Below are 23,822 nucleotides of genomic sequence, written 5' to 3'. Positions count from 1 at the left end.
AGCGTCAGTGTGCCGCTGACGCGGATCTGCCCGGCGAGGGTCCGCAGCAGCGTCGCCTTACCGGCACCGTTGCGGCCGATGAGACCGCGGACGTGTCCGAGCGGGATCTCGCAGGTCACAGCGTCCAGCGCGGTGGTGCGCCCGCACTTTTTCGTGACCTCGCGGAGGTGGAAGGCGGCGTCGGTATGAGAGCCATGGTTCCAGTCCTCTGCCTTCTGCGGTGCTTTCCACGAGCTCGTGGAGGTCGGCGCGCGTCAGCCCGAGGGAGCGGGCCTCATCGATGAGGGGGTGAGGTAGTCGGCGGCGAGGGCCTCACGGCGCCGGTCGAGGACGCGGTCGAGGACGCGGTCGAGGACACGGTCGAGGACACGGTCGCGGGCACCCGGTTCGACAAACATTCCCAGGCCACGCCGCTTCGCGAGGATGCCGCGGTCCACCAGCAGCTGCAGACTCTTGCGGGCGGTCGCCGGAGTGATGGAGTGGAAGGACGCCAGTTCATTCATCGACGGCGCACGGTCCCCCTCGGCGAGGGAACCGTCGACGACCGAGTCCTCGACAAGGTCCGCGATCTGCCGGAACAGCGGTGCGGTGGTCTCGTCCATGACCGTCCTCCCGGCGCGTCCTCGTTGTGGTGAGCGGTAGTGAGTGGGTTGGTTACTCCAGTAACCAACCCAGAGCGCAACACGTACCCGTGACAAGGGTTCGGTGGACCGGTGTTCCCCCTGCCCCGTCCCCCTTGGGGCACACTGGGGCCTACACATTTTCCGATAACTGTGATTGAGGACTGACAGTCATGCTTGAGCGAACCCTTGTTTTCGTGGACACCTCCTACCTTCTCGCGAGCTTCTACAACTCCTGGGAGACTGGAGCGAGATCACAGTTGGAGATAGACCTACCTGAGGTGGTCAGCGTCATCCAACGGATGGCCGTCAACCAGTTTGACCAGCCCGTTCACCGGCAGAACTGGTATGACGGCATCCCCGATTCCGGTCCCCACCGCTACCAGCGCGCACTGCGCTCCGAACCCGGCGTGCAGCTGCGCACCGGCCAGCTGATCGAGTGGGGCGACCGACGCACCCAGAAGGGCGTCGACACCCGCCTGGTCGCCGACATGGTCAAGGCCGCCCTCACCGGCACCTGCAGCGATATCGTGCTCGTCTCCGGTGACGCTGACATGATCCCCGGTGTCGAGGAGGCCGTCGACGCCGGCGTGCGCGTCCACCTCTACGGCTTCGGCTGGGACTCCATGTCCTCCAACCTGCGCTTCGCCTGCGACTCCACCACCATCCTCGATCCGCGCGAGGACTTCCGCGACTGCATGCGCCTCCAGATCCTCGAGGGCCCGCTGCCCACCTCCGTCTGCGGCACCGCCGGGGAGGACAAGGACGCGGCCGACGCCACGGAGTGCACCGGGGCCACCGGGGGCGCCACCCCGGACACGGCCGCCGCTGAACCCGCACCGGAGAGCCAGGCACGGCACAAGCCCCTGGGGGACGCCCAGCCCGTCGAAGATCTCAGCGGCACCTCAGTCGTGCCCGACCTGAGGAAGAAGAAGCGGCATCCGGCCGCCCCCGCACCAGTGGAGGACACTGAGTTCGCCGCAGTCGCCGAGGTCGCCGAGAAGCCGGTCCCGGGCACCGCGACAGACGCTGCCGCGACAACCGACGCGGCGTCCGGGACCAAGGGCGCCGAGACCGAAGATGCCGAAGCCAGGGGCCCCAGGGACGCTGCGCCGAAGGTCGAAGACCCTGCACCCGCCCCGCTGACCCCGGGCGGTGCCCCGGAATCCGCCGACGACACCCCGGCGGCGCGCCCCAACCCGTCGATGATGGCGCCGCGGCGTCGGATGCGCAGCCGCTATGTCCCGTTGCCGAACGAGATCTGGCAGAGCACCGGTGAGCAGAGCCCCTTCGACGTCGGCCAGCAGTACGCGGTGTGGTGGTACGAGCACGCCGCCACCGCCGACCAGCGCGATGATGTCCACACCCTCTCCGGCGGCGGCCTGCCCCAGGCCATCAACCAACCGCTCGTGCAGTTCGCCTGCCAGACCCTCCACGAGGTCACCCTGTCGGAGAACCAGCGCATCCACCTGCGCGACGGTTTCCACTCCGGGATCCGGGGCATCCTGCACAATCCGCGGGGTCACTGAGCCCGGCTTTTCTGCGCCCCGTGCAGCCACCGGTACCGGGGCGCTGAATTCAGGTACCTGATCACCGCACCCCGGTACCGGTAGCGACAGTGGAGCTCACCCGATACCGGTCCTGACATCCGGCAGGTACCGGAACGCGCCCCTACCCCGGGAGCCCAGCGCGGTGTGGAACAATCACGACCATGACAGACTCCGCCTCCACCAGCGCGTCGAATTCCCCGGGCAGCGATACAGGCAGTGCCACGGACACCGTCCCGGACAGTGCCACGGAGAGCACCCCGGCGACCACCCGGACCGGTTCGCCCCGTCCCGGTGCCCTGAACTTCGTGGGTCAGGTTGTCGGGGCCGGCGTCCTCGCCGCCCTGGTGACGCTGGCGGCGTGGATCGTCCTGGCCCGCACCCACCTGCCCGCGTTCTCCAACTCGAACGTCACCAAGGCGCTCGCCAGCGCCGGGGCGATCCTCGTGCTCGCGGTCCTCGGCCTGGTGATCTACCGGATGCTCCACCCGCGTACCCCGGGCACCTCGGGCGCCGCGACACCCCGGTGGAAGACCGTCCTCAGCACCCTCGTCTGCTGGCTCGCCCCTGCCGCCCTGGTCATCACCCTGATCGGCATCCCCCTGGCCGCGACCCGGCTCTACCTCGGCGGCATCAGCGTCGACCAGGCGTTCCGCACCCAGTTCCTCACCCGCATGACCGAAGACCCCGGCTTCGGCGACATGGCCTACCCGGACATGCCGAGCTTCTACCCGCGCCTCTGGTTCCTCACCGGCGGGATGTTCGCGAAGCTCGCCGGCCTCTCCGGCTGGGCAGCCTTCCAACCCTGGGCCCTGATCACCCTCGCGGTGGCGGCGTCCGTCCTCGTCCCCGTGTGGCACCGGATCACCGGTTCCCTGCCGCTGGCCAGCATCATCGCGGCGGCGACCACCGTGACCCTCCTCTACGTCGCCCCCGAGGAGCCCTACGCCGCCATCGTCGCCGTCGGCATGCCCGCCGCCGCGGCGATCGCGGGCCGTGCGATGCGCGGTTCCCGGGCTGCGATGGCCGGACTCATCATCTACCTCGGTGTCTCGGCGAACCTCTACACCCTCTACACCGGGATCTCCGCGGCGTCCGTCACGCTAGTCGCCCTCGTCATCGCCTGGCAGGCCTGGAAGGGACGCCGCGCCGACGCCGGCACCTCCCCCTGGCCGCCCCTGCTACGCCTGGTGACCGTGGGCGTCGGCTCCGGCATCATCGCACTGATCGGCTGGGGCCCGTACCTCTACTCCCTGCTGACCTCCTCCCACGGTTCCACCGGCCGCGCCCAGCACTATCTCCCGGAGATCGGCACCGAACTCCCGACCCCGTTCTTCGAGTTCTCGGTCGTCGGCGCCCTGTCCCTGGTCTGCATCGTGTGGATGGTGCTGAACTTCCGTGACCGCACCGTGCAGTGCCTGCTCTCCGGACTGGTCGTGGCCTACGCCTGGGTGGTCCTGTCGATGATCATGCCGCTGCGCGGGACGACCCTCCTCGGTTTCCGTATGGAACTGCCGATCTCCCTGTTCCTCGTCACCGGTGGCGTCCTCGCCCTGGAGCAGCTGCGCCGCTCGGGTGTGGCGAAGGCCTACCCCGTTCTCGTCACCCCGCAGCGTGCGCCGCAGGTCACCGCAGTGCTCGGCGTCCTGCTGGTGTTCGCCACCGCCGTGTACGCCGTGTCCGTGCCGCTGCACCTGCGTGACGAGATCGACCTGGCGTACACCGACACCGACGGTGATGCCGAGCGTGGCGACACCCTCCCGGCGGACTCCACCGTCTACTTCAACGAGGTCGACGCCGCGATCCGCGAACTGCGCGGTGACAACCCGGCGGACACCGTCGTCCTCACCGACGAGCAGAGCTTCGTGGCCTACAACTCCTACCCGGTCTTCCAGGCGATTTCCTCGCACTACGCCAACCCGCTGGGTGAGTACGAGGAGCGCAACGCGGAGATCGAGCGGTGGACGCAGATCGACGACCCGACCGAACTCCGTGAGGCGATGGACGCCGCGGACCGTGACCGGGGCTGGCGCTCACCGGACGCCCTGCTGCTGCGCGGTCAGCTCGAGGACGACGGCAGCGGTGAGATCGACTCCTTCTCCTACCGGATCTCCGAGGACATCTACCCCAACGACCCCAATGTCCGGTTCCGCCCGGTCAGCTTCCATGCCAGCGCATTCAGCGAGGGGTGGACGCTGCGTCAGATCGGACCGTTCGTGCTGGCGGTACGAGAGTGACGCAATAGCACCAACCACTTAGGACGCACTGCGGTACTGACGTAACATGTGCACCTATGTCACGAGTCGATGAAGCAGCCCCCGACGCGTCCCATTCGCCACAGGACCCGACCGGCACGCCGGCCACCCCGGTGAACCCTTCCAGGTTGAAGCTCACAGCGATCGTGTCAGGCCTGCTCGGCCTGCTGATGTTCTGCCTGATCCCGCTGCTCCCGGTGCAGCAGGTCCAGTCGAGCTACTCCTGGCCGCAGGGCGGTGACCTGCGCAGCGTCACCTCCCCGCTGGTCTCCTACCAGGCACAGGACCTGGACATCACCATCCCGGTCTCCGAGGTCCGTGACCTCAACGACGGCCAGACGACGGTGCTGTCCACCGTCCCGGAGGACTCCGAGGACCAGACGCTGCGCGGCCTGTTCGTCCGCTCCACGGACAACGGCCTCGACGTCATCAACCGCAACTCGGTCCTGCTGTCGATCGACAACGCCACCCTCACCGACCTCCCCTCGGACGCGGTGCTGCGCATCTCCTCCTCCGCCGACGGCACCCGTGCCTGGGTCCCGGACGCCACCGGCGCCGCGGAGATCGCCGATGTCTCCGGTGCCGCCCGGGAATCCTCCGACGGCGCGGTGCTCGACGGCCTCGCACCCGACGACATGCGTCCGATGCTCACCGGTATCTACACCGAGCTGACGGACACCCCGGAGAACACGCAGGCTGCCGTGGACGCCGGGCTGAACGTGGATGTCACGATCGACTCCCGATTCACCTCATCCCCCTCTGCCATGAAGATCGCCGCCGCGGTCCTCGGCCTCCTATTCACTGTCATCGCCCTGTGGTCACTCCACCGCATCGACTGCCTCGACGGCCGGACCCGCACCCACCGCCGCTTCCTGCCGGCGAACTGGTGGCGACCGCGCTGGCTCGACGGCATCGTCGGCGGCATCCTGCTGATCTGGTACTTCATCGGCGCGAACACCTCTGACGACGGCTACCTGCTCACCATGGCCCGGGCCAGCCACGAATCCGGCTACATGGCGAACTACTACCGCTGGTTCGGTGTGCCGGAGTCCCCCTTCGGCGCCCCGTACTACGACCTGCTCGCTGTGATGACCCGCATCTCCGACGCCTCGACGTTCATGCGTCTGCCCGGTCTGCTCGCCGGATTCCTCGTCTGGATGCTGCTGTCCCGTGAGGTCCTGCCTCGCCTCGGCGCGCCGTTGAACAACCGCAGGGTCGCGCACTGGACCGCTGCCGCGGTCTTCCTCGTCTTCTGGATGACTTTCAACAACGGACTTCGTCCGGAGCCGGTCATCGCCCTCGGCGCACTGCTGACCTGGGTCTGTATGGAGCGCGCCATCGCGACGAGCCGACTGCTGCCCGCCGCGTTCGGCGTCATCGTCGCCTCGCTGTCCCTGGCCGCCGGCCCGACCGGCCTCATGGCCGTCGCCGCCCTGCTCGCCGCCCTGTCCGGGCTCATCCGCATCGTCATCCGCCGGCTGCCTGCCCTGGGTGCGCCGAAGGGATCCCCGAAGAAGAAGATTTTCGGCGCCGTCATGGCACAGATCGCCCCCTTCCTCGCAGCCGGCACTGCCGTGCTCATCTGTGTCTTCGGCGACCAGACCCTGTCGACCGTCATCGAGTCGATCCGCGTCCGCGGCGCGGTCGGCCCGTCCCTGTCCTGGTACGACGAGCCTTCCCGCTACACCGAACTCCTCAAGCAGACTGTCGACGGTTCCTTCCCCCGCCGGTTCAGCGTCCTCATGATGCTGCTCTGCCTCGGCGTCGTCGTCGCCTCGATGCTGCGCAACCGTCGCGTCCCGGGCACCGCCAACGGCCCGGCCGTCCGGCTGACCCTCGTGGTCATCGGAACGATGTTCTTCATGACCTTCACGCCCACCAAGTGGACCCACCACTTCGGCGTGTACGCCGGCATCGCCGCCGGACTGGCCGCCCTGGCGGCGGTCGCGGCGTCCACCATGGCGATGCGCTCGGCCCGCAACCGGATCCTGTTCATCGGTGCCTGCCTGCTGCTGTTCGCCTTCTCCCTGTCCGGCACGAACGGCTGGTGGTACATGTCCAGCTTCGGCGTGCCGTGGTTCGACAAGCCGGTGCAGATCGCCGGAATCGAGATCTCCACGGTGATGATGATCGGCTCGGTCGTCGTCATGCTCGTCGGTGTGGTCATCGGCTTCCTCGCCGACATCCGTGAGGCGAAGGCCACCACCGCCGCCGAGGTCGCCGAGGCAACCGACAAGGAACGGGACCGTGCCCGCCAGCTCGGCGGTGTCGCCGCCGCCCCTATCGCCGTGCTCACCGCCCTGGTCGTGGTGTTCAACCTCGGCTCGCTGGGCAAGGGCTTCATCTCCCAGTGGCCGGCGTACTCGGTGGGCAAGGGCAATCTCATGTCGCTGACCGGCGACAAGTGCAATGCCGCCTCCGACGTCCGCGTCGAGTCCGACACGAACGACTCCTTCCTCACCCCCGCCGACGGCACCGATTTCAAGGATTCCCTCGTCAGCGACTCCACCCGTGGCTTCGCCTCGAACAACATCCCGGACCGCATCCAGGACTCCGGCGACGACGACGGCACCGGCACCCCGGCGACCTCCGCCACCGCCGGAAACACCTTCGGCAGTTCCGACGATGACGCCACCACCGACGGCACCGCCGGTGGTCTGCAGACCGAGGCCGGTATCAACGGCTCCTTCGCCACCCTGCCCTTCGGCATCGACCCGACCCGCGTCCCGGTCGTCGGTTCCTACACCGACGGCCTGCAGGAGGTCGCGAACACCACGAGCTCCTGGTACTCCCTGCCGGAACGCCGGGAGGACGCCCCGCTGCTCGTCGTTTCCGCCGCAGGCGAGATCGCCCACGACGACCTCAACGGTGTCTTCCAGTACGGCCAGGAGCTGACCATCGAGTACGGGAAGTCCACCGGCGGTACCGGTGACGACTCCTTCGAGCCGATGGGCTCGATCGTCCCGCTCGACATCGAGACCTCTCCGCAGTGGCGCAACCTGCGCGTCCCGATGGAGTGGCTGCCGGAGGACGCCGACGTCGTCCGCATCGTCGCCAAGGACAAGAACGTCACCGCCGACCAGTGGCTGGCGGTCACCCCGCCGCGTGTCCCGACCCTGGTCAGCATGAATGACGTCGTCGGACCGGACGAGCCCACCCTCATCGACTGGGCCACCCCGCTGCAGTTCCCCTGCCAGCGACCCTACGATCACTGGGCCGGCGTCGCCGAGGTCCCGACCTTCCGCATCGCCCCGGACCACTCCGCCGAGAAGGGTCACTCCCCGGTGCAGGACTACTACGGCGGCGGTGCCGGTGGCCTGGTCCAGATGACCACCACGAGCGAGGAGATGCCGACCTACCTCCAGGATGACTGGCAGCGTGACTGGGGCATCCTCATGCGTCTCACCCCGTTCGAGTCCTCCACCGGCGAGCTGCCGAAGGAGGCCGAGCTCACCACCGAGGAGCACACCCGCTCGGGTCTGTGGTCCGAGGGGCCGATGAAGTTCACCATGAGCTGACCGGCTCGGTGGCCCCTCCGGGAGCGCGGGCGTCGCGGCGTCCTTAGAGTGGTGGGCATGACTGAATCTGCCCAGGCCGCCCACCAGCTCCCCGAGAACATCACCGAGGCCGTTCGGCCGACCCCCACGGCCGCCGACGACCTCTACCGGCACGTCAACGGCACCTGGCTGGCGACCCACGAGATCCCCGCCGACCGCGCCGTCGACGGCACCTTCCACGCGCTGCGCGACCGTGCAGAACTGGATGTGAAGGCCATCGTCGAGGGGGCCGACCCGGACACCCGCATCGGCGCGCTGTACTCCTCCTTCATGGACGAGGACGGTGACAACGGCATCGAGTCCGCGGGCCTCGGGGTACTCGACGCGGACCTCGACCCGGTGCGCGCGGCATCCTCTATCGGAGAGCTTGTCGATGTGCTGGCGCAGCTGGACCGCAGCGGCGTGGGCGGTGTCCTCGGATTCTGGACCGAGAAGGACGCCGGTCGCTCCGGTGACGGCATCGAGGTCCCCTACCTGGTGCAGACCGGCCTGGGACTGCCGGACGAGGCCTACTACCGCGAGGACCAGCACGCCGGGACCCGCGAGGCCTACCGCGGCTTCGTCGCCCGCTACCTGGAACTCACCGAGGCCCAGGAGCGTCCGGGCCGGTTCGCCGGTACGGGCGCAGCCGCCGCCCAGGAGGCCGCCGACGCCCTCATCGCCTTCGAGACCGACCTGGCCAAGGGCCACTGGGACACGGTCGCCAGTCGGGACGCGGAGAAGACCTACAACCCCACCACCCACGCGGACCTGCCGACCGGCTTCCCCTTCGCCGCCTGGCTCGACGGCGTGGGCATCACCGAGGAGAACTCACCCTCGGTGATCGTCTCCCAACCGAGCTACCTGGACCACGTCGCCACCCTCGTGCCCGGCGCGGCCGGCGGCGAGGGATACTCCGCCCACGACCTGGACGAGTGGAAGCTGTGGGCCTACTGGCACGTCGTCACCGCCCGTGCTGGCAAACTGCCGCGGGTGTTCTCCGAGGCGTCCTTCGACTTCTACGGCCGGACGCTTTCCGGTGCCACCGAGCAGCGTGACCGCTGGAAGCGCGCCCTGACCCTGGTCAACGGCGCGATCGGTGAGGATGTGGGACGCGTCTTCGTCGAGAAGCACTTCCCGCCGGAGTACAAGGCGAAGATGGTAGACCTCGTCGACCACCTGCTCGCCGCCTACCGTGAGCGCATCAGCGATCTGGCGTGGATGACGCCCACCACCCGTGAGAAGGCGCTGGAGAAGCTGTCGACCTTCCGCGCCCGGATCGGCTACCCGGAGGTCTGGCGTGACTTCTCGGAGATCAGTTTCAGCCCGCGCGGTGCAGACCTGATGGACAACTACCGGCGGATCACCAGGTTCAACCACGAATTCGAGGTCGGCAAGCTCGGCAAGCCCTCCGACCCGGAGCTGTGGTTCGCCACTCCGCAGACCGTCAACGCCTTCTACAATCCGGTCCGCAATGACATCACCTTCCCCGCGGCGATCCTGCGTCCGCCGTTCTTCGATCCGGATGCGGACATGGCCGGCAACTTCGGCGCGATCGGTGCGGTCATCGGTCACGAGATCGGTCACGGCTTCGACGACCAGGGTTCCAAGTACGACGGCGAAGGCAACCTCAACGACTGGTGGACCGATGAAGACCGGGCGGCGTTCACCGCGCTGACCGACAGACTCGTCGGCCAGTATGACGGTCTGGTTCCCACCGGTCTGGCCGAGCGCGGCCAGACCGAGCACACCGTCAACGGGAAGTTCACCCTGGGTGAGAACATCGGTGACCTCGGCGGTCTCGGGATCGCCGTGGTCGCGCTGAAGCGCTGGCTCGCCGAGCAGGGGCTCACCGTGGAGACCGCACCGACGGCCCCGGTCGAGGGACTCGAGGGTGAGTTCACGGTGCTGCAGCGGTTCTTCCTGCGCTGGGCGCAGATCTGGCAGACCGCGATCCGCCCGCAGATGGCGGCGCAGTACGTCGCCATCGACCCGCACTCCCCCGGCGAGTACCGCTGCAACGTGGTCGTCTCGAATGTGGCGGAGTTCTACGAGGCCTTCGGGGTCTCCGCGGGTGACGGCATGTGGCTCGATGAGGAGCAGCGCGTCACCATCTGGTGACGGCTGCGACAACCCTGTACCGAGATAACCCTGTACTGAGACTTCACCGTGCCGATCGCCGCCGTTCCGCCTGAACCCCCTGTCCCGCCCGGGTCCCCTGGCCCGGTGCCTCCGCCGCCCACTTCTGGTCTGACCCCTGGCCTGACCCCGGACCCTGATCCCGAGGGCCGGTACCTCACCCTGCCCACCGGCACCCGCCGTACCTCGGCGTGGTTCGGTGTCCTCGGGGTGGCGCTGCTGGTCCTCTGTGTCCCCTTCGCGCTGCCCGTCGACCGTGATGTCGTCGACGGGGACTACGACACCCTCGGGGACGCCGCCAATGACACCGTCCTGACCTGGGGCGACTGGGCTCCGGACCTGTCCGACCTCGACTCTTCCTGCAGTGCCCCGCGGATGCAGCCGGGCATGGCGAGCCTCTACGCCGACTGCGGTTCCGTACTCGTCGACCTCGTCGGCACCGCCGGGGTGGACGCCTCGGGTACGGACTCCGACCTGGCCCACTCCGCCGACCGCGCGGTCCGGGCTGCCTGGTCGGAAGACCAGGACCCGATGGACTTCGTCCGTGAGGACGTCAGCTCCCTGTTCCACCCGGATCTGGCGTCCTCCGTGGAGAACGTCCTGGTCAGTGACACCTTCGTCTACGACTACGACGACGGTTCCGACGACGACTGGAACGACTGGTCGCCGGAGGACGGCTTCGGCGGGTTCGGTGGAGCCGGCGGTGGCGGTAACGTCCAGGACGTGAACTACACGCCGGGTGGTGCGTCGGATGATGCGCCGGATACGGCGTCCGACGCGTTCTCCGGCTACCACCGGGTCGCCCGCTACAGTATCTACGCGCAGGCGGCGGCCTTCACCGGACCGAATGACGTGATGTACACCCTCGTGGTCAGCGGGGCCTCGCCCCACCAGGTGTCCGCTGCGCTGCCTGACCTGCTGTGGAGGATGCGATGAGTACGATGACCACTCCGCCGACCGGGAACGGGGCACCCGACTGGGAGATCGTCTCCGTACCACGCGCCTGGCACGATTCCCACCCGCCGACAGCGCGTCCGCGTCTGAAGTTCTTCTGGGACGTCTTCACCGTCTCCCTGCTGGTGGTGACCGTCCTGTGCGCACTGGTCATCGGATTCACCCTGCTCGGCGGGATGCTCTTCCCCGGGCCGGGACCTACGATGCTCGCCCTCGGCCTCGGCGTGGTCTTCGCCGCCGTGGTCTGGTTCATCGTCTCCCGCACACTGCTCTACCGCGGGACGCCGGTCCTGCTCGCCCTCGCAGCGATTCTGTGGGGAGTGACCGGCGGTGTGGTGCTCGGCGGGTTCACGTCCTCGGAGCACCTGTCGGAGCTCGCCGTCGGGTGGGGGATGCCACAGATCGCCTGGTCCCTGGCCGGCGCATGGCCGGAGGAGACCGCCAAGGCCCTCGGTGTGGTGCTCCTGCTCTTCGCCGGGCGCACCTGGTGGAACCGCCCGTGGCACGGGCTCGTCGCCGGCGTACTGGTCGGCGTGGGCTTCGAGGCCTTCGAGAATGCGCTGTACGCGATATCCCTCGCCCCGACCCATGCGGTCTCGGACGTGCAGGGTGTACTGGAGATGTGGCTGATCCGCCTGGTCGCCGGACCGCTGCTGCACGCGCTGTGCACCGGGCTGGTCGGCTACGCGATCGGTGTCGCCCTGCTGCGGGCCGACCTCACCGGCATGCAGCGGGCCGGCTGGGTCCTCGGCGGCTGGGGTGCCGGTTTCGCGGTGCACGCCCTGTGGAACCTCATGCCGGACTGGGAGAAGGACTCCACTGCGGCCGCCCTGGTCCGCATGGCCCTGGTGTGGGTCGGCGGTATGGCGGTCCTGGCGTCCATCTGGGTGCACAGTCACCGGGAGGCCCGTGCCGCCGCGGATGCCGGGATGTACCCGGTGGTGACCGTCTACCGGAAACGTCCGGTGGCTGTGGCCGGGGTGCCGGGGATGCCCGGCCTGCCTGGTCTGCCCGGCTATCCGGGTGCGACGGTGATGCCGGGGTATCCGCCGGCTACCCGTCTCCCCGGCTACCCGGGCGTGCCGACGCAGCAGTTCCCCCAGGCCCCGCAGCAAGGCCCTCAGCAGGGACCGGAACATCCCCCGCAGTGGCCGGATCCGCGTCAGTAGCAGCGCCGACAGTGCAGCAGATCAACCACCGGTACCGAGGTGCGGAGATCAGGTACCTGAATTCCGCCTCCCGGTACCGGTAGCTGCATCACGGAGATCCGGACGGAGGTTCAACCTGCATACCGGGCTTGCGCTGACAGGAAGAACCGATAGCATGGCTGCCATGTCTCTCCAGCCTCACGGTTCCCACCGTTCCCCGTCCACCCGTCGTTCCCCCTCCCGACTGGTCCGCGCCTCCATGGTCGGACTCACCGGCCTCGCTGTCGCCGGTGCCGGTATCGGCATCGCGTCCACCGCCGGCGCCTCCCCCGAAGCCCCCGCCGCGGCCGCCTCCACCAACAAGATCCAGGACTTCTCCGGCGCCGCCGCTGTGGCCCTCGCCGCCGGTGTCAGCCCGGAGACCATCGCCACCCTCACCGCCAACCCGGAAGCCACCTACGCCGCGGCCCTCAACTACGGCGTCCCCGCCGAGACCATCGACTGGGTACTGGCCAACCCGGGTGCCGCCCTCGGCGCCGCCCAGGCTGCCGGCATCGACGTGGTCTGGGCAGCGGACACCCTCGCTGCCGCCGTCTGATCAGGTCAGGCTTCACCGAAAACTTTTCTCCCCCGCCCGGTCCGCCGCTTCCCGCGGCAGGCCGGGCTCTCTCATGCCACGGTCCTGTCCGGACGCTGGGCGTTTCCTCCACCATCGGAAACAAATCACACTCCTGTTATTCGATGACCTGGTGTGATGATGGTCGCGACACGCCGATGTTACTGATGTGACTAACGTGATTTGTGTGTATGGTGTGGCTCATGCGTTCTCTTCCCTGGCGCCGCCACGTGCGCACCACCACTCCCGCCCGACTGACCGCCACCGTCCTCTTCGGCTCGGCAGCCACCGTCGCCGCGCTTGTCGCCACGGACGTCCTCCCCTCCCCCTCCTGGGCCGACCTGGACGGCATCGACGTCGCCGGCCACCAGCACCCGGGAGGTGCCTCCATCGACTGGCAGGCCGTCGCCGACTCGGGCCAGTCGTTCGCCTTCATCAAGGCGACCGAGGGCACCGGCTACACCAACCCCTACTTCTCCTCGGACTCCGCCAAAGCCTCCGCCGCCGGCGTCACCCCGGGCAGCTACCACTACGCCCGTCCCGAGTACGACGCCCGTTCCCAGGCCCGTTACTACGCCTCGGTCCTCTCCACCGGCGTCAGCCCGTCCCTCCCCCCGACCCTTGACCTCGAGGAGACCGGCGGCCTGGGTCCGGAGCAGCTGCAGAACTGGGTGCGTGACTGGATCGACGAGATCAAGACCCTCACCGGTCGCGATCCGATCATCTACACCTACTACTCCTTCTGGATCGGCTCGATGGGCAACACCACCGAGTTCTCCGAGTACCCCCTGTGGCTGGCGTACTACACCGACGAGCTGCCCGAGGAGACCCCGGGAGGCTGGGACGCCCCGACCTTCTGGCAGTACAGCGGCAGTGGCCAGGTGGACGGCGTCATCACCGACGTCGACCTGAACACCTACTACGGGTCGGACGCTGAGCTCCAGGCCCTGGCCGGTTCCGCCTCCGCCGGCACCGCCGTGGGCAACGCCTCCGACGCACTGCGCCCGATCCGGGACGCCGCGGTCGCCGAGGCAGGCCTGACCAACACCGTGGAACACAGTGCTGCCGGGCTCGGCATCCCGATCCCCGACATCCCCCTGACCACCGACATGCTGGTCAACCTGCTCGGCCTGGTCGCCGGCGAGGTCGGACCGGAGGCCGTGTTCGGCTCCGCCACCGAGGCCGGCTTCGACGCCGAGACCTCCGAGGCGATCACCTCCGCCGGCACCGAGGCCCGTGACTCCGACGTCACCCTGCCGGAGTCCGAGATCTCGCAGCTGGTGTCCGGCGTCCTCGGCGACAGTTCGGGCAAGATCACCCTCCAGAACGTCCTGGACCTGCTCAACGCCTTCGGCGCACAGGACTACATCGCCCAGCTCATCGCCGACGGCGCCGACAAGGTCGCCCCGGTCGAGGACGCACCGGCGGAGGCTCCGGCAGAGGCTCCGGCAGAGGCCACCGCACCCGAGGCGGAGGCTGCACCGGCCCTGTAGCCACAGGCCTGCAGCACTGAGGACGCATACACAGAACGCAGTCAGAAAGCCCTCACCAGCTGAGGTACACCCCGGATCTCCGGACGTACCTCAGCTGGTGAGGGTTTTCGTGTACGACGGGTGGGTACCCGGCTGGTGCCCGACTACTCGCAGTCGGCGCCGCGCTTCATCTGCTCCGCGGCGGTCTCACCGGCGGTTCGGGCGGCGTCCATGGCGTCCTTGAGCTCCTGGGGCATGTTCTCCGGGTCCAGCAGGTCCGGCTCGTGCCAGTCAGCCAGGGTCTCCGGCTCCGGCTCGGCGATCTCGCAGAGGTTCACCAGCGCACCGGTCGGGTCGACGATGGTGACCATCCGGCCCAGTTCCGAGTCCCAGGGCTGACGCACGAGGCGTCCACCGGCGGCCTTGACCTTCTTCGCTGCAGCATCCACGTCAACGCAGCCCAGGTAGAGGGTCCACATCGAGGGGTTCTCGTCGAGCTCGGAAGTGTCCCACAGCCCGACCAGCGGGGCGCCGTCGTACTCGCCGGTGGCGTAGCGGAAGCGGTCCGTGTCGTTGTGGACGCGGATGTCCCAGCCGGCAAGCTCGTGGTAGAAGGCGGTGGTCTCGTCGAAGTGTCCGCCGACCAGCAGCTCGTGCCAGACCGGGGTCCCCGGCTCGCCGGCGGCGAAGAAGGGCTCGTTCTCCTTCGGCTGCTTCAGACCCACGGTCGCGCCCGAGGGGTCGACCAGCACAGCCATCCGGCCACGCTTGCCCACGTCACGCGGGGGGAGTACCGAGGTGGCACCGGCCTTCACGGCCTCGTCGTGGGCGGCGTCGATGTCCGGGGTGAACAGCAGCATGCCCCAGAGGGAGGACTTGTCGTCCGGGACCTCGCCGAGGCCGGCGACGGGCATCCCCTGCTTCTTGGCGATGGTGTAGCCACCGCACGGGTCGTCGTACTCCCAGCCGAGGACTTCGGCGTAGAAGTCCTTCGCCGACTCGAGGTCCGTCGTCGCCAGATCAATCCAGATCGGCATGCCGGGTTCGGCAACGAGAGCGGGCATCAGAGGTTCCTCCACTTTTCCGGGTCAAAATCGTCATCAGCGGTGGCTTCGTCGAAGTAGTCGTCTTCGCCGTCCACGGGTGCTGCGACACGTGCTGCAGAGCCGGTGTCACCGGCCTCGGGGTCACGCAGGCTCACCACGTCACCGACGTGGAGATGGCGGCCACGGCGGGTGTCGACCTCACCGTTGACCGCCACCTGACCTGCAGCGATAACTTCCTTGGCGGTGCCACCGGACTCGACGAGGTTCGCGAGCTTGATGAACTGGCCGAGACGGATGTCGTCACCGCGGACAGGGACGTCCTGAATGTGCATGCGGACCATCCTATGCCCGGTGCCGCGCGTTAACTAACTGACGGTGCACATCGTGACCAGAGTGTTACAGCGCAGGTCAGAGCAACCGGGCGATACCCTCGATGACCAGCACCGCAGCGAGGATGAGAAAGACCGTTCCGGCGACGATGTCGATCCACGCTCCGGCTGCCTGCAGGCGTTTCGACAGTGCCGGGACGGACACCGCGACAGCCACGAAGACGAACCACGCCACACCGGTGACCATCATCATCACCAGCACCACGGTCCGCATCGCCCAAGAGGTGTCCGGCGGCACGAAGCCGGCGAAGACCGCGCCGAAGAACACCAGCGCCTTCGGGTTCGACAGGTTCGTCACGAGGCCCAGCCGCCACGCCTGGGCGGTGCCCATCGTGGTGGAGAGCAGGGAGGACGCCGCGTCGGGCAGCACGGCGTCCTTCCTTCTGGCGGCGAGTCCACCGCGCAGTGCGCCCTGCCCCATCCATGCCAGGACGCAGCCACCCACGAGGAACAGTGCGGTGAGGATCCCGGGAACGTTGTCGACCAGTGCGGAGAGGCCCAGCATGGAGGCCACGATCCACAGCAGGTTGCCGCTCATGATGCCGAAGGCACAGGCCACGCCGTTACGGCGGACGGCCCCGACACGCAGCAGCTGCACGAGGTCGGGGCCGGGCGAGGCGATGGCGAGGAGCCACGCCACGAGGATGCTGAGGAGGGCGCCGGTGGTCACGTGAGGGATTCTAGTGACCGGTCGACGGCATACAGACGTGGGTCGGGTGCTCCAGGTTGGTCTCTCAGTGGCTCAGGCCAACCTGCAGCGCCCGACCCGGCGCGTCGAAGCGGAACTACGCCCGCAGCGGCACGTCCGTCGGGGCGACCGGGGTCGGCAGGGCGGTCTCGCCCATGAGCTGGCGGTCCACGGCGGCGGCGCAGGCGCGTCCCTCCGCGATACCCCACACGATCAGGGACTGGCCGCGACCGGCGTCACCGGCGACGAAGACCGGGGCGTCGAAGCCGGCGTCCTGCACGGCGGGGGTCTCGATCCAGCGGGCACGGTAGGAGTCGTCGCGGACCACGCGGCCACGACCGTCGATGCGCAGGCCGAGTTCGTCGACGATGCCCTTGGAATCGACCGAGGCGAAACCGACGGCGAGCAGCACCAGGTCGGCGTCCATCTCGATCTCGGAGCCCTCGATGTTCGCCAGGCCGTGGTCCGTACGCTCGCAGCGCGCCGCCTTCAGCCCGGTGACGTGCCCGTCCTTGCCGGTGAGCTCGACGGTGTTGATCTTGAAGTCACGCTCGCCCAGGGCGTCACCCGCCACGCGGGACGCCAGACCCAGGGCCTCGATCTCGTCGGCGGACTCGTTGCCGGTGACGGTGTACTCACCCTCCTCGTGTGCGGAGGCGACCCGCCAGATCCGCGGCCAGGTCGGCCACGGGGTGTCGGCGGGTCGGTCCTTGGTCGGGGCGGGGTTGATGTCGAACTGGTGCACAGACGCAGCACCCTGACGCAGCGCGGTACCGAAGCAGTCGGTGCCGGTGTCACCGCCGCCGATGATGACGACCTTCTTGCCCCTGGCATCGATCGGGGAGACCTCGAAGTCGCCCTCCTGGACCTTGGTGGCCAGCGGCAGGTAGTCCATCGCCTGATGGACGCCATCGAGGTCACGGCCGGACACCGGCACATCGCGTCCGATGGTGGCGCCCAGGGCGAGGACGACAGCGTCATACCGGGCGAGGTCCTCAGCGGTCGGTGAGGTGTTGGTGCGGAATGTCGTGCCCTCGGCCTCCATCTGGGCGAGACGACGGTCGAGCCACTTCTTCTCGAGTTTGTAGTTCGGCACGCCGTATCGCATCAGGCCACCGATCCGGTCGGCACGCTCGAAGACGGTGACGTCGTGGCCGGCGCGGGTGAGCTGCTGGGCGGCAGCGAGACCGGCGGGGCCGGAACCGACGACTGCCACGGACTGGCCGGTGGAGAAGGACGCCTTCACCGGCGTCACCCAGCCCTTGTCGAAGGCGTGCTCGACGATCTGCAGCTCGACCGATTTGATGGACACCGGGTCATCCCCGATGCCGAGGACGCACGCGCCCTCACAGGGGGCGGGGCAGACGCGTCCGGTGAACTCGGGGAAGTTGTTGGTGGCGTGCAACCGGTCATAGGCCTCACGCCAGCGGCCCTGACGGACCAGGTCGTTCCACTCCGGGATGATGTTGCCCAGCGGGCAACCGTCATGGCAGAACGGGACGCCGCAGTCCATGCAGCGGGCGGCCTGGGTCTGCACTTTCCCGTCGGGGAACTCGTCGTAGACCTCGTGCCAGTCGAGCAGACGCAGCGGCACGGGACGGTGGGTCGCCTCTTCGCGGCGGAACTTCAGAAAACCCTGCGGATCAGCCATTGCTACTTCACTTCCTCCATGATCGCGGCGGCAACGCCGTCGTCGTCGAGTCCGGCGGCACGCGCGGCCTCGATGGTGAGGGTCACGCGGCGGTAGTCCCGCGGCATGACCTTGATGAGCGCTGCCGGGTTGACGTTGACGGTCGAACCGGTGAGGCGCCGGTGCTTGCTGATGGTCTCGATGAGCCAGTCGATCTCCTCGGCGTCGGTGACGTCTTCGACGTCCACCAGCTCGGGGTTGACCCTGCCCTTGACCTCCTCGCGGTAGCCCTCCTCGCCCGTGTCGAGCAGGTAGGCGATACCGCCGGACATGCCGGCGCCGAAGTTCTCGCCGACCGGGCCGAGCACGATGACGCGTCCACCGGTCATGTACTCGCAGCCGTGGTTACCCACGCCCTCGACGACGGCGGTGAGGCCCGAGTTCCGGACGCAGAACCGCTCGCCGACGCTTCCGGCGATGAACATCTCACCGGAGACGCCACCGAAGCCGAGCACGTTGCCGGCGATGGTCTGGTGCGGGCCGACCGCACCGTCGCGGGCATCCGGCCGGATGGCGATGATGCCGCCGGACAGACCCTTGCCGACGTAGTCGTTGGCGTCGCCGACCAGGGTCAGCGTCATGCCCTTCGGTACGAAAGCGCCGAAGGAGTTGCCGGCCGAGCCGGTGAAGGTCAGGTTGACGGTGTTCTCCGGCAGGCCGTCGCGTCCGGCGACCCGGCTGACCATCGACCCGGTCATCGTGCCGACGGAACGGTCGACGTTGGTGATCGGGTACGCCAGGTCGATGGTGGCGTCCTCTCCCGTGGCTCCGGCGGCGACGCGGCGGATGGTCTCCTCCGCGTCGGTACGGATACGGTTGTCCAGTGCCTTCTCCAGGCCGTGCTCCTGGGCCCTGGTCCGGTAGCGGTCCTGGTGCATGAACGGGCTGTCCGGGATCGCGAAGATCGGGTCGAGGTCCAGGGCGGCGGCGGTCTTGTGCGCCGGGTCGACCTCACCCTTGCGCAGGCACTCGGCGTGGCCGACGGCCTCTTCCAGGGTGCGGAACCCGAGCTCGGCGAGGTACTCGCGGACCTCCTGGGCGATGAAGGTGAAGAAGTTCACCACGTGGTCGGCCTGGCCGGTGAAGCGCTTACGCAGCTCCGGGTTCTGGGTGGCCACGCCCACCGGGCAGGTGTCCAGGTGGCAGACGCGCATCATGATGCAGCCCTCGACGACCAGCGGCGCGGTCGCGAAACCGAACTCCTCGGCGCCGAGCAGGGTGGCGATGATGACGTCGCGGCCGGTCTTCATCTGGCCGTCACACTGGACGGTGATGCGGTCGCGCAGGCCGTTCATCAGCAGGGTCTGCTGGGTCTCGGCGAGGCCGAGCTCCCAGGGCCCGCCGGCGTGCTTCAGCGAGTTCAGCGGAGACGCGCCGGTACCGCCGTCGTGCCCGGAGATCAGGACGACGTCGGCGTGGGCCTTGGACACACCGGCGGCGACGGTGCCCACACCCTGCTCGGCGACGAGCTTGACGTGGATACGGGCGTCCGGATTCGCGCTCTTCAGGTCGTAGATGAGCTGGGCGAGGTCCTCGATGGAGTAGATGTCGTGGTGCGGCGGCGGGGAGATCAGTCCCACGCCCGGGGTCGTGACGCGCACCTCGGCGATCCAGGGGTAGACCTTGTGCGGCGGCAGCTGGCCGCCCTCACCGGGCTTGGCACCCTGGGCCATCTTGATCTGGATGTCCGTGCAGTTGTTGAGGTAATGGCTGGTCACACCGAAGCGTCCCGAAGCGACCTGCTTGATCGCGGAGCGGCGCCAGGTTCCGTCGGCCTCCGGCTCGAAGCGCTTCGGGTCCTCGCCTCCCTCACCGGAGTTCGACTTGCCGTGCAGCCGGTTCATGGCGATGGCGAGGGTCTCGTGTGCCTCGGCGGAGATGGAGCCGTAGCTCATCGCGCCGGTGGAGAACCGCTTGACGATCTCGCTGACCGGCTCGACCTCGTCGACGGGGATGGACGGGCGGTCGGAGTGCAGCTCGAACAGGCCGCGCAGGGTGGCGAGGTTCTTCGCCTGGTTGTCGACCTTCTCGGTGTACTCCTTGAAGATCCGGTAGGTTCCGGTGCGGGTCGCGTGCTGGAGCTTGAAGATCGTCTCCGGGTTGAACAGGTGGTACTCACCTTCGCGACGCCACTTGTACTCGCCGCCGATCTCGAGCTCGCGGTGCGCAGCCTCCTCGGGCCGGGGCAGGAAGGCGAAACGGTGACGCACGGCGACGTCGTCGGCGATCTCGTCGAGGCCGATACCGGAGATCGGGCTGACCGCACCGGTGAAGTACTCGTCGAGGAAGGCCTGGGACAGCCCGGTGACGTCGGCGAGCTGCGCGCCGCGGTAGGACGCCACGGTCGCGATGCCCATCTTGGACATGATCTTCTGCACCGACGCGCAGGAGCCGTCGATGTAGTTGCGGCAGGCGGTCTCGACGTCGAGACCGCCGAGGCGTCCGTCCTTGCCGAGCTCGTCGATGGTCTCCATCGCCATGTAGGGGTTGACGGCATCCGCGCCGAAGGTGAGCATCATCGCGAAGTGATGGACCTCGCGGGCGTCACCGGCCTCGACGATCAGGGACGCGCGGGTGCGGGTCTTCTCCTTGACCAGGTGCTGGTGCACGGCGGAGACGAGCAACAGGGAGGGAATCGGTGCGAGCCGGCCGTTGGATTCACGGTCGGACAGGATGATCAGCGTCGCACCGTCATTGATGGCGGCGGAGACCTCCCGACGGACCCGGTCGATGGCCTGTCGCATGCCGCGGCCGCCGTGGGCGACCGGGTAGAGCCCGGAGATGACGGCGGAGCGGAAGGCCTCGAAGCCCTCGTGCTCCCCGGCCTCACGCAGGGTGGCCAAGGTGGAGTTCAGCAGCAGCGGCTTACCGAGCTGGATGCGGTGGGCTGCCTCGGGTACCTCGGAGGTGATGTCGAGCTGCGCACCGAGCTGGGTGAACAGGCTGGTGACCATCTTCTCACGGATAGAGTCCAGCGGCGGGTTCGTGACCTGTGCGAAGCGCTGGGCGAAGAAGTCGAAGAGCATCCGCGGCCTGTCGGACAGGGCGGCGACCGGGGTGTCGGTACCCATGGAGCCGAGCGGCTCGTGGCCGGCGGCGGCCATCGGCCGGATGAAGAGGTCGACATCCTCCTCGGTGAACCCGAAGACGCGTTGACGCAGCACGACACGCTCGTGCGTCATCGGCTCGTAGTGCACCGGGGGCAGGTCGGAGAAGCGGACGATGTTGTCGTCGACCCACTGCCGGTAGGGCTTGTCGGCGATGGTCGCCTTGATCTCCTCGTCGGGGATGATCCGGCCCTGGGCGGTGTCGACGAGGAACATCTTGCCCGGCTCGATGCGTCGTCGGTCGATGATCTCGGACGGCGGGACGGGCAGCAGACCGGCCTCGGAGCCACCGATGACCAGGCCGTCCTTCGTGACCCAGATGCGTCCGGGACGCAGACCGTTGCGGTCGAGGACGGAGCCGAGCACGGTGCCGTCGGTGAAGACGAGGGCGGCGGGGCCGTCCCAGGCCTCCATCATCGAGGAGTGGTACTCGTAGAAGGCCTTGACGTCCGGATCGATGTGGGGGTTCCGCTCCCAGGCCTGGGGGACCATCATCATCACGGCGTGCGGGAGGGAGCGTCCGGCGAGGTGGAGCAGTTCCAGGGCCTCGTCGAAGCGCCCGGTGTCGGAGCCGTCGGGGTCACAGACCGGCAGGGCGCGGTCGATGTCGCCGAGGATCCCGGAACGGATCTGGGACTCACGCGCCCGCATCCAGTTCTCGTTACCGCGGACGGTGTTGATCTCACCGTTGTGCGCGAGCAGGCGGAACGGGTGGGCCAGCGGCCAGGAGGGGAAGGTGTTCGTGGAGAACCGGGAGTGGACGACCGCCAGGGCGGACTCCATCCGCTCATCCTGCAGGTCGAGGTAGAACTCGCGCAGCTGCGGGGTGGTCAGCATGCCCTTGTAGACGATGGTGCGGGCGGACAGTGACGGGAAGTAGACGGTGTCCGCACCCGAGCCTGCACCGGCACCCTTGGAGCCGAGTTCACGCTCGGCGCGCTTGCGCACGAACCAGGCGCGACGGTCGAGTTCGATGCCTTCGAGCTGGCGTCCTTCCGTGTCCTTACCGGCGAGGAAGAGCTGGTAGAAGATCGGCTCGGCGTCGCGGGCCATGGCGCCGAGGGAGGAGTCGTCCACAGGAACCTTGCGCCAGGCGAGCAGGTCGAGCTGCTCTTCCGCGATGATGTCCTCGACGGCGCGCATGGCGTCCAGGGCGGCCATGCGGGACGCCGGGAGGAAGGCGATACCGGTGGCATAGGCACCGGCAGGGGGCAGCTCAACACCCTCGGCCGCCATTTCCTCGCGCAGGAACCGGTCAGGGACCTGCAGCAGGATGCCCGCACCGTCACCGGTGTTCTTCTCCGCACCGGCGGCACCGCGGTGGTCGAGGTTGACCAGGGCCTGGATGCCCTTCTTCACGATGTCGTGGGTGGCTCGGCCGTGGATGTCCGCGACGAAGGCGACGCCACAGGCGTCGTGCTCGTAGGCAGGGTGGTAGAGGCCCTGCGGTGCGGGGTAGTTGGAACGGATCTGTTCGTCAGTCATGGGGTCGTCAGCCTCCGGGTAGTCGTGGTGGGGCATGAGGTCCGGGCGGGACACGGAGGTGGTGCGTCGCTGCCTGTGGACCGTCATCGGACCGGTGGGTTTCCCTCACAGATACGGCCGTCGTCAGGGGCCGCCAAATCAGGGTTTCCTCACCCCCGCAGGTGCCCACTCTGCACTGTGACGGATGCCACAGTTCTGAGGTGAACGCGGGTGCGGTCTCCACATGAAGTTGTGTATGTATCTTAGCGCCCAGGAGACCGCATATCGTTCCATCTGTTGTGTCCCACTGTATAAAACTTAGAGTCTCACATATCAGAACTATTGTTACGGACGTATTTCACCGCAGTTTCACCAGGGTTTCCCGATAGGTGGGAAGGGTGGGGGTCGTACGATGGCGGCGTGAAAGATCCCCGACGCATCCCGGTGGTGACGGACGCCCTCATCCGACTCTGGGAGGCCCGCCCCGACCTGACTCTCACCCGGCTCCTCGGGCTCCTCGAGACCCACGGCGCCGACTGGAACGCCACCGACGAGGAGACGCTCGCCGTGCTGCGGCGACTGGCCGAGGAGACTCCGGCGCGGCTCGACGATCCGACGGGACGCTACCTCGTCACGACCGAGAACTCCGCCGGTACCGCCACCCAGCTGGTGACCGTCGGGGCCGACAGGGTGGCCGTGCGACGGATCCCGGCGTCCCGCACCGATGCCGTCCATGACCTGCCGCAGCCGGTGGTGTGGGAGCACTCCGGAGTGCGCAGCTGCAACGTCGCAGCGCCCCTGGTCATCACCGACACAGAGGGGATCGCGCACCGGATGGGGCTCGTCTCCTCCATCCGGGTCATCGCCGCACCCGGGGAGGACACCCCGGTGACCTCACTGGACGGGCTGCGCCGCCGGACGCTCGACGGCGTCTACCTGCTGGAGCTGGAGGACGCTTCCCTGCTGCTCGACCGGTCGGCCTGGTTGTTCACCACCGGACGCCGCGAGCTGCACCGCGAGCGTCTGACCTGGGCACGACTGCTGGACTGCACGGTCGGAGCGCCGCTGCGGATCGCGCTCGACGGCGGTGAGGTGAGGGAACTGCCGGAACTGCGGCGGATCACCGTCCTGGAGTAGCCGGGCGGGGGTGC

General features: G+C 68.3%; 14 protein-coding genes and 2 pseudogenes. 9 read left to right on the top strand and 7 right to left on the bottom strand.

Features of this window, described 5'->3' with window-relative positions; genetic code table 11:
* Positions 1–8: 8 nt before the first annotated feature.
* Positions 9–119 (bottom strand): annotated as a pseudogene (locus ACZ9GM_RS13355) (ATP-binding cassette domain-containing protein); the annotation flags it as partial.
* Between the two features lie 82 nt (positions 120–201).
* Positions 202–602: pseudogene (locus tag ACZ9GM_RS13350) on the bottom strand (GntR family transcriptional regulator); the annotation flags it as partial.
* A gap of 191 nt (positions 603–793) precedes the next feature.
* On the opposite strand from ACZ9GM_RS13350, the gene ACZ9GM_RS13345 reads away from it, so the two are divergent.
* The 8 genes from ACZ9GM_RS13345 (at position 794) to ACZ9GM_RS13310 (ending at position 14,308) form a co-directional block, all read left to right on the top strand.
* Positions 794–2,149, top strand: a complete 1,356-nt coding sequence (locus ACZ9GM_RS13345; RefSeq protein WP_291473898.1) for an NYN domain-containing protein — start codon at positions 794–796, stop codon at positions 2,147–2,149.
* A 182-nt stretch (positions 2,150–2,331) separates the two neighbouring features.
* Positions 2,332–4,404 (top strand): galactan 5-O-arabinofuranosyltransferase, encoded by a 2,073-nt coding sequence (locus ACZ9GM_RS13340; protein WP_291473899.1) that lies wholly within the window; start codon positions 2,332–2,334, stop codon positions 4,402–4,404.
* 56 nt (positions 4,405–4,460) lie between these two features.
* Positions 4,461–7,940 carry an arabinosyltransferase domain-containing protein gene (locus tag ACZ9GM_RS13335; protein ID WP_291473900.1) on the top strand — a complete coding sequence of 1,160 codons (3,480 nt, stop codon included), beginning with the start codon at positions 4,461–4,463 and terminating at the stop codon, positions 7,938–7,940.
* Positions 7,941–7,997: 57 nt separating this feature from the next.
* On the top strand, positions 7,998–10,079 hold the full coding sequence (locus ACZ9GM_RS13330; protein ID WP_476038111.1) for a M13 family metallopeptidase: 2,082 nt from the start codon (positions 7,998–8,000) through the stop codon (positions 10,077–10,079).
* Between the two features lie 105 nt (positions 10,080–10,184).
* Complete coding sequence (locus tag ACZ9GM_RS13325) at positions 10,185–11,033, top strand: hypothetical protein (RefSeq protein ID WP_291473902.1); 849 nt, start codon at positions 10,185–10,187, stop codon at positions 11,031–11,033.
* Positions 11,030–12,220, top strand: coding sequence for a PrsW family intramembrane metalloprotease (locus ACZ9GM_RS13320; RefSeq protein WP_291473903.1), 1,191 nt, complete (start codon positions 11,030–11,032; stop codon positions 12,218–12,220). The genes ACZ9GM_RS13325 and ACZ9GM_RS13320 overlap by 4 nt, the downstream gene beginning before the upstream one ends.
* A 163-nt stretch (positions 12,221–12,383) precedes the next feature.
* Positions 12,384–12,797 (top strand): hypothetical protein, encoded by a 414-nt coding sequence (locus ACZ9GM_RS13315; RefSeq protein ID WP_291473904.1) that lies wholly within the window; start codon positions 12,384–12,386, stop codon positions 12,795–12,797.
* A gap of 221 nt (positions 12,798–13,018) precedes the next feature.
* Positions 13,019–14,308 carry a glycoside hydrolase family 25 protein gene (locus ACZ9GM_RS13310; RefSeq protein ID WP_291473905.1) on the top strand — a complete coding sequence of 430 codons (1,290 nt, stop codon included), beginning with the start codon at positions 13,019–13,021 and terminating at the stop codon, positions 14,306–14,308.
* 143 nt (positions 14,309–14,451) lie between these two features.
* Here ACZ9GM_RS13310 and ACZ9GM_RS13305 read toward each other — a convergent pair whose 3' ends face one another.
* The 5 genes from ACZ9GM_RS13305 to gltB form a co-directional block, all read right to left on the bottom strand.
* The gene (locus tag ACZ9GM_RS13305; RefSeq protein WP_291473906.1) at positions 14,452–15,351 is read right to left on the bottom strand and encodes a VOC family protein; all 900 of its coding nucleotides are present in this window, start codon (positions 15,349–15,351) and stop codon (positions 14,452–14,454) included.
* Positions 15,351–15,665 (bottom strand): RNA-binding S4 domain-containing protein, encoded by a 315-nt coding sequence (locus ACZ9GM_RS13300; protein WP_291473907.1) that lies wholly within the window; start codon positions 15,663–15,665, stop codon positions 15,351–15,353. Before ACZ9GM_RS13300 ends, ACZ9GM_RS13305 begins: the two co-directional genes overlap by 1 nt.
* Before the next feature lie 76 nt (positions 15,666–15,741).
* Complete coding sequence (locus ACZ9GM_RS13295) at positions 15,742–16,392, bottom strand: LysE family translocator (RefSeq protein WP_291473908.1); 651 nt, start codon at positions 16,390–16,392, stop codon at positions 15,742–15,744.
* Positions 16,393–16,507: 115 nt separating this feature from the next.
* Positions 16,508–18,061: a glutamate synthase subunit beta gene (locus ACZ9GM_RS13290; protein ID WP_291473909.1), complete on the bottom strand. Its 1,554-nt coding sequence runs from the start codon at positions 18,059–18,061 to the stop codon at positions 16,508–16,510.
* A gap of 2 nt (positions 18,062–18,063) precedes the next feature.
* Complete coding sequence (gene gltB / locus ACZ9GM_RS13285; RefSeq protein ID WP_291473975.1) at positions 18,064–22,692, bottom strand: glutamate synthase large subunit; 4,629 nt, start codon at positions 22,690–22,692, stop codon at positions 18,064–18,066.
* A gap of 399 nt (positions 22,693–23,091) precedes the next feature.
* Here gltB and ACZ9GM_RS13280 point away from each other — a divergent pair, with 399 nt between their 5' ends.
* A complete protein-coding gene (locus ACZ9GM_RS13280; protein ID WP_476038110.1) occupies positions 23,092–23,808 on the top strand; it encodes a hypothetical protein in 717 nt (238 codons plus the stop codon).
* Positions 23,809–23,822 lie beyond the last annotated feature (14 nt).

This window comes from Corynebacterium sp. UD i78 (genome assembly GCF_056280545.1).
This window is presented reverse-complemented; position numbering and strand designations above follow the sequence as displayed.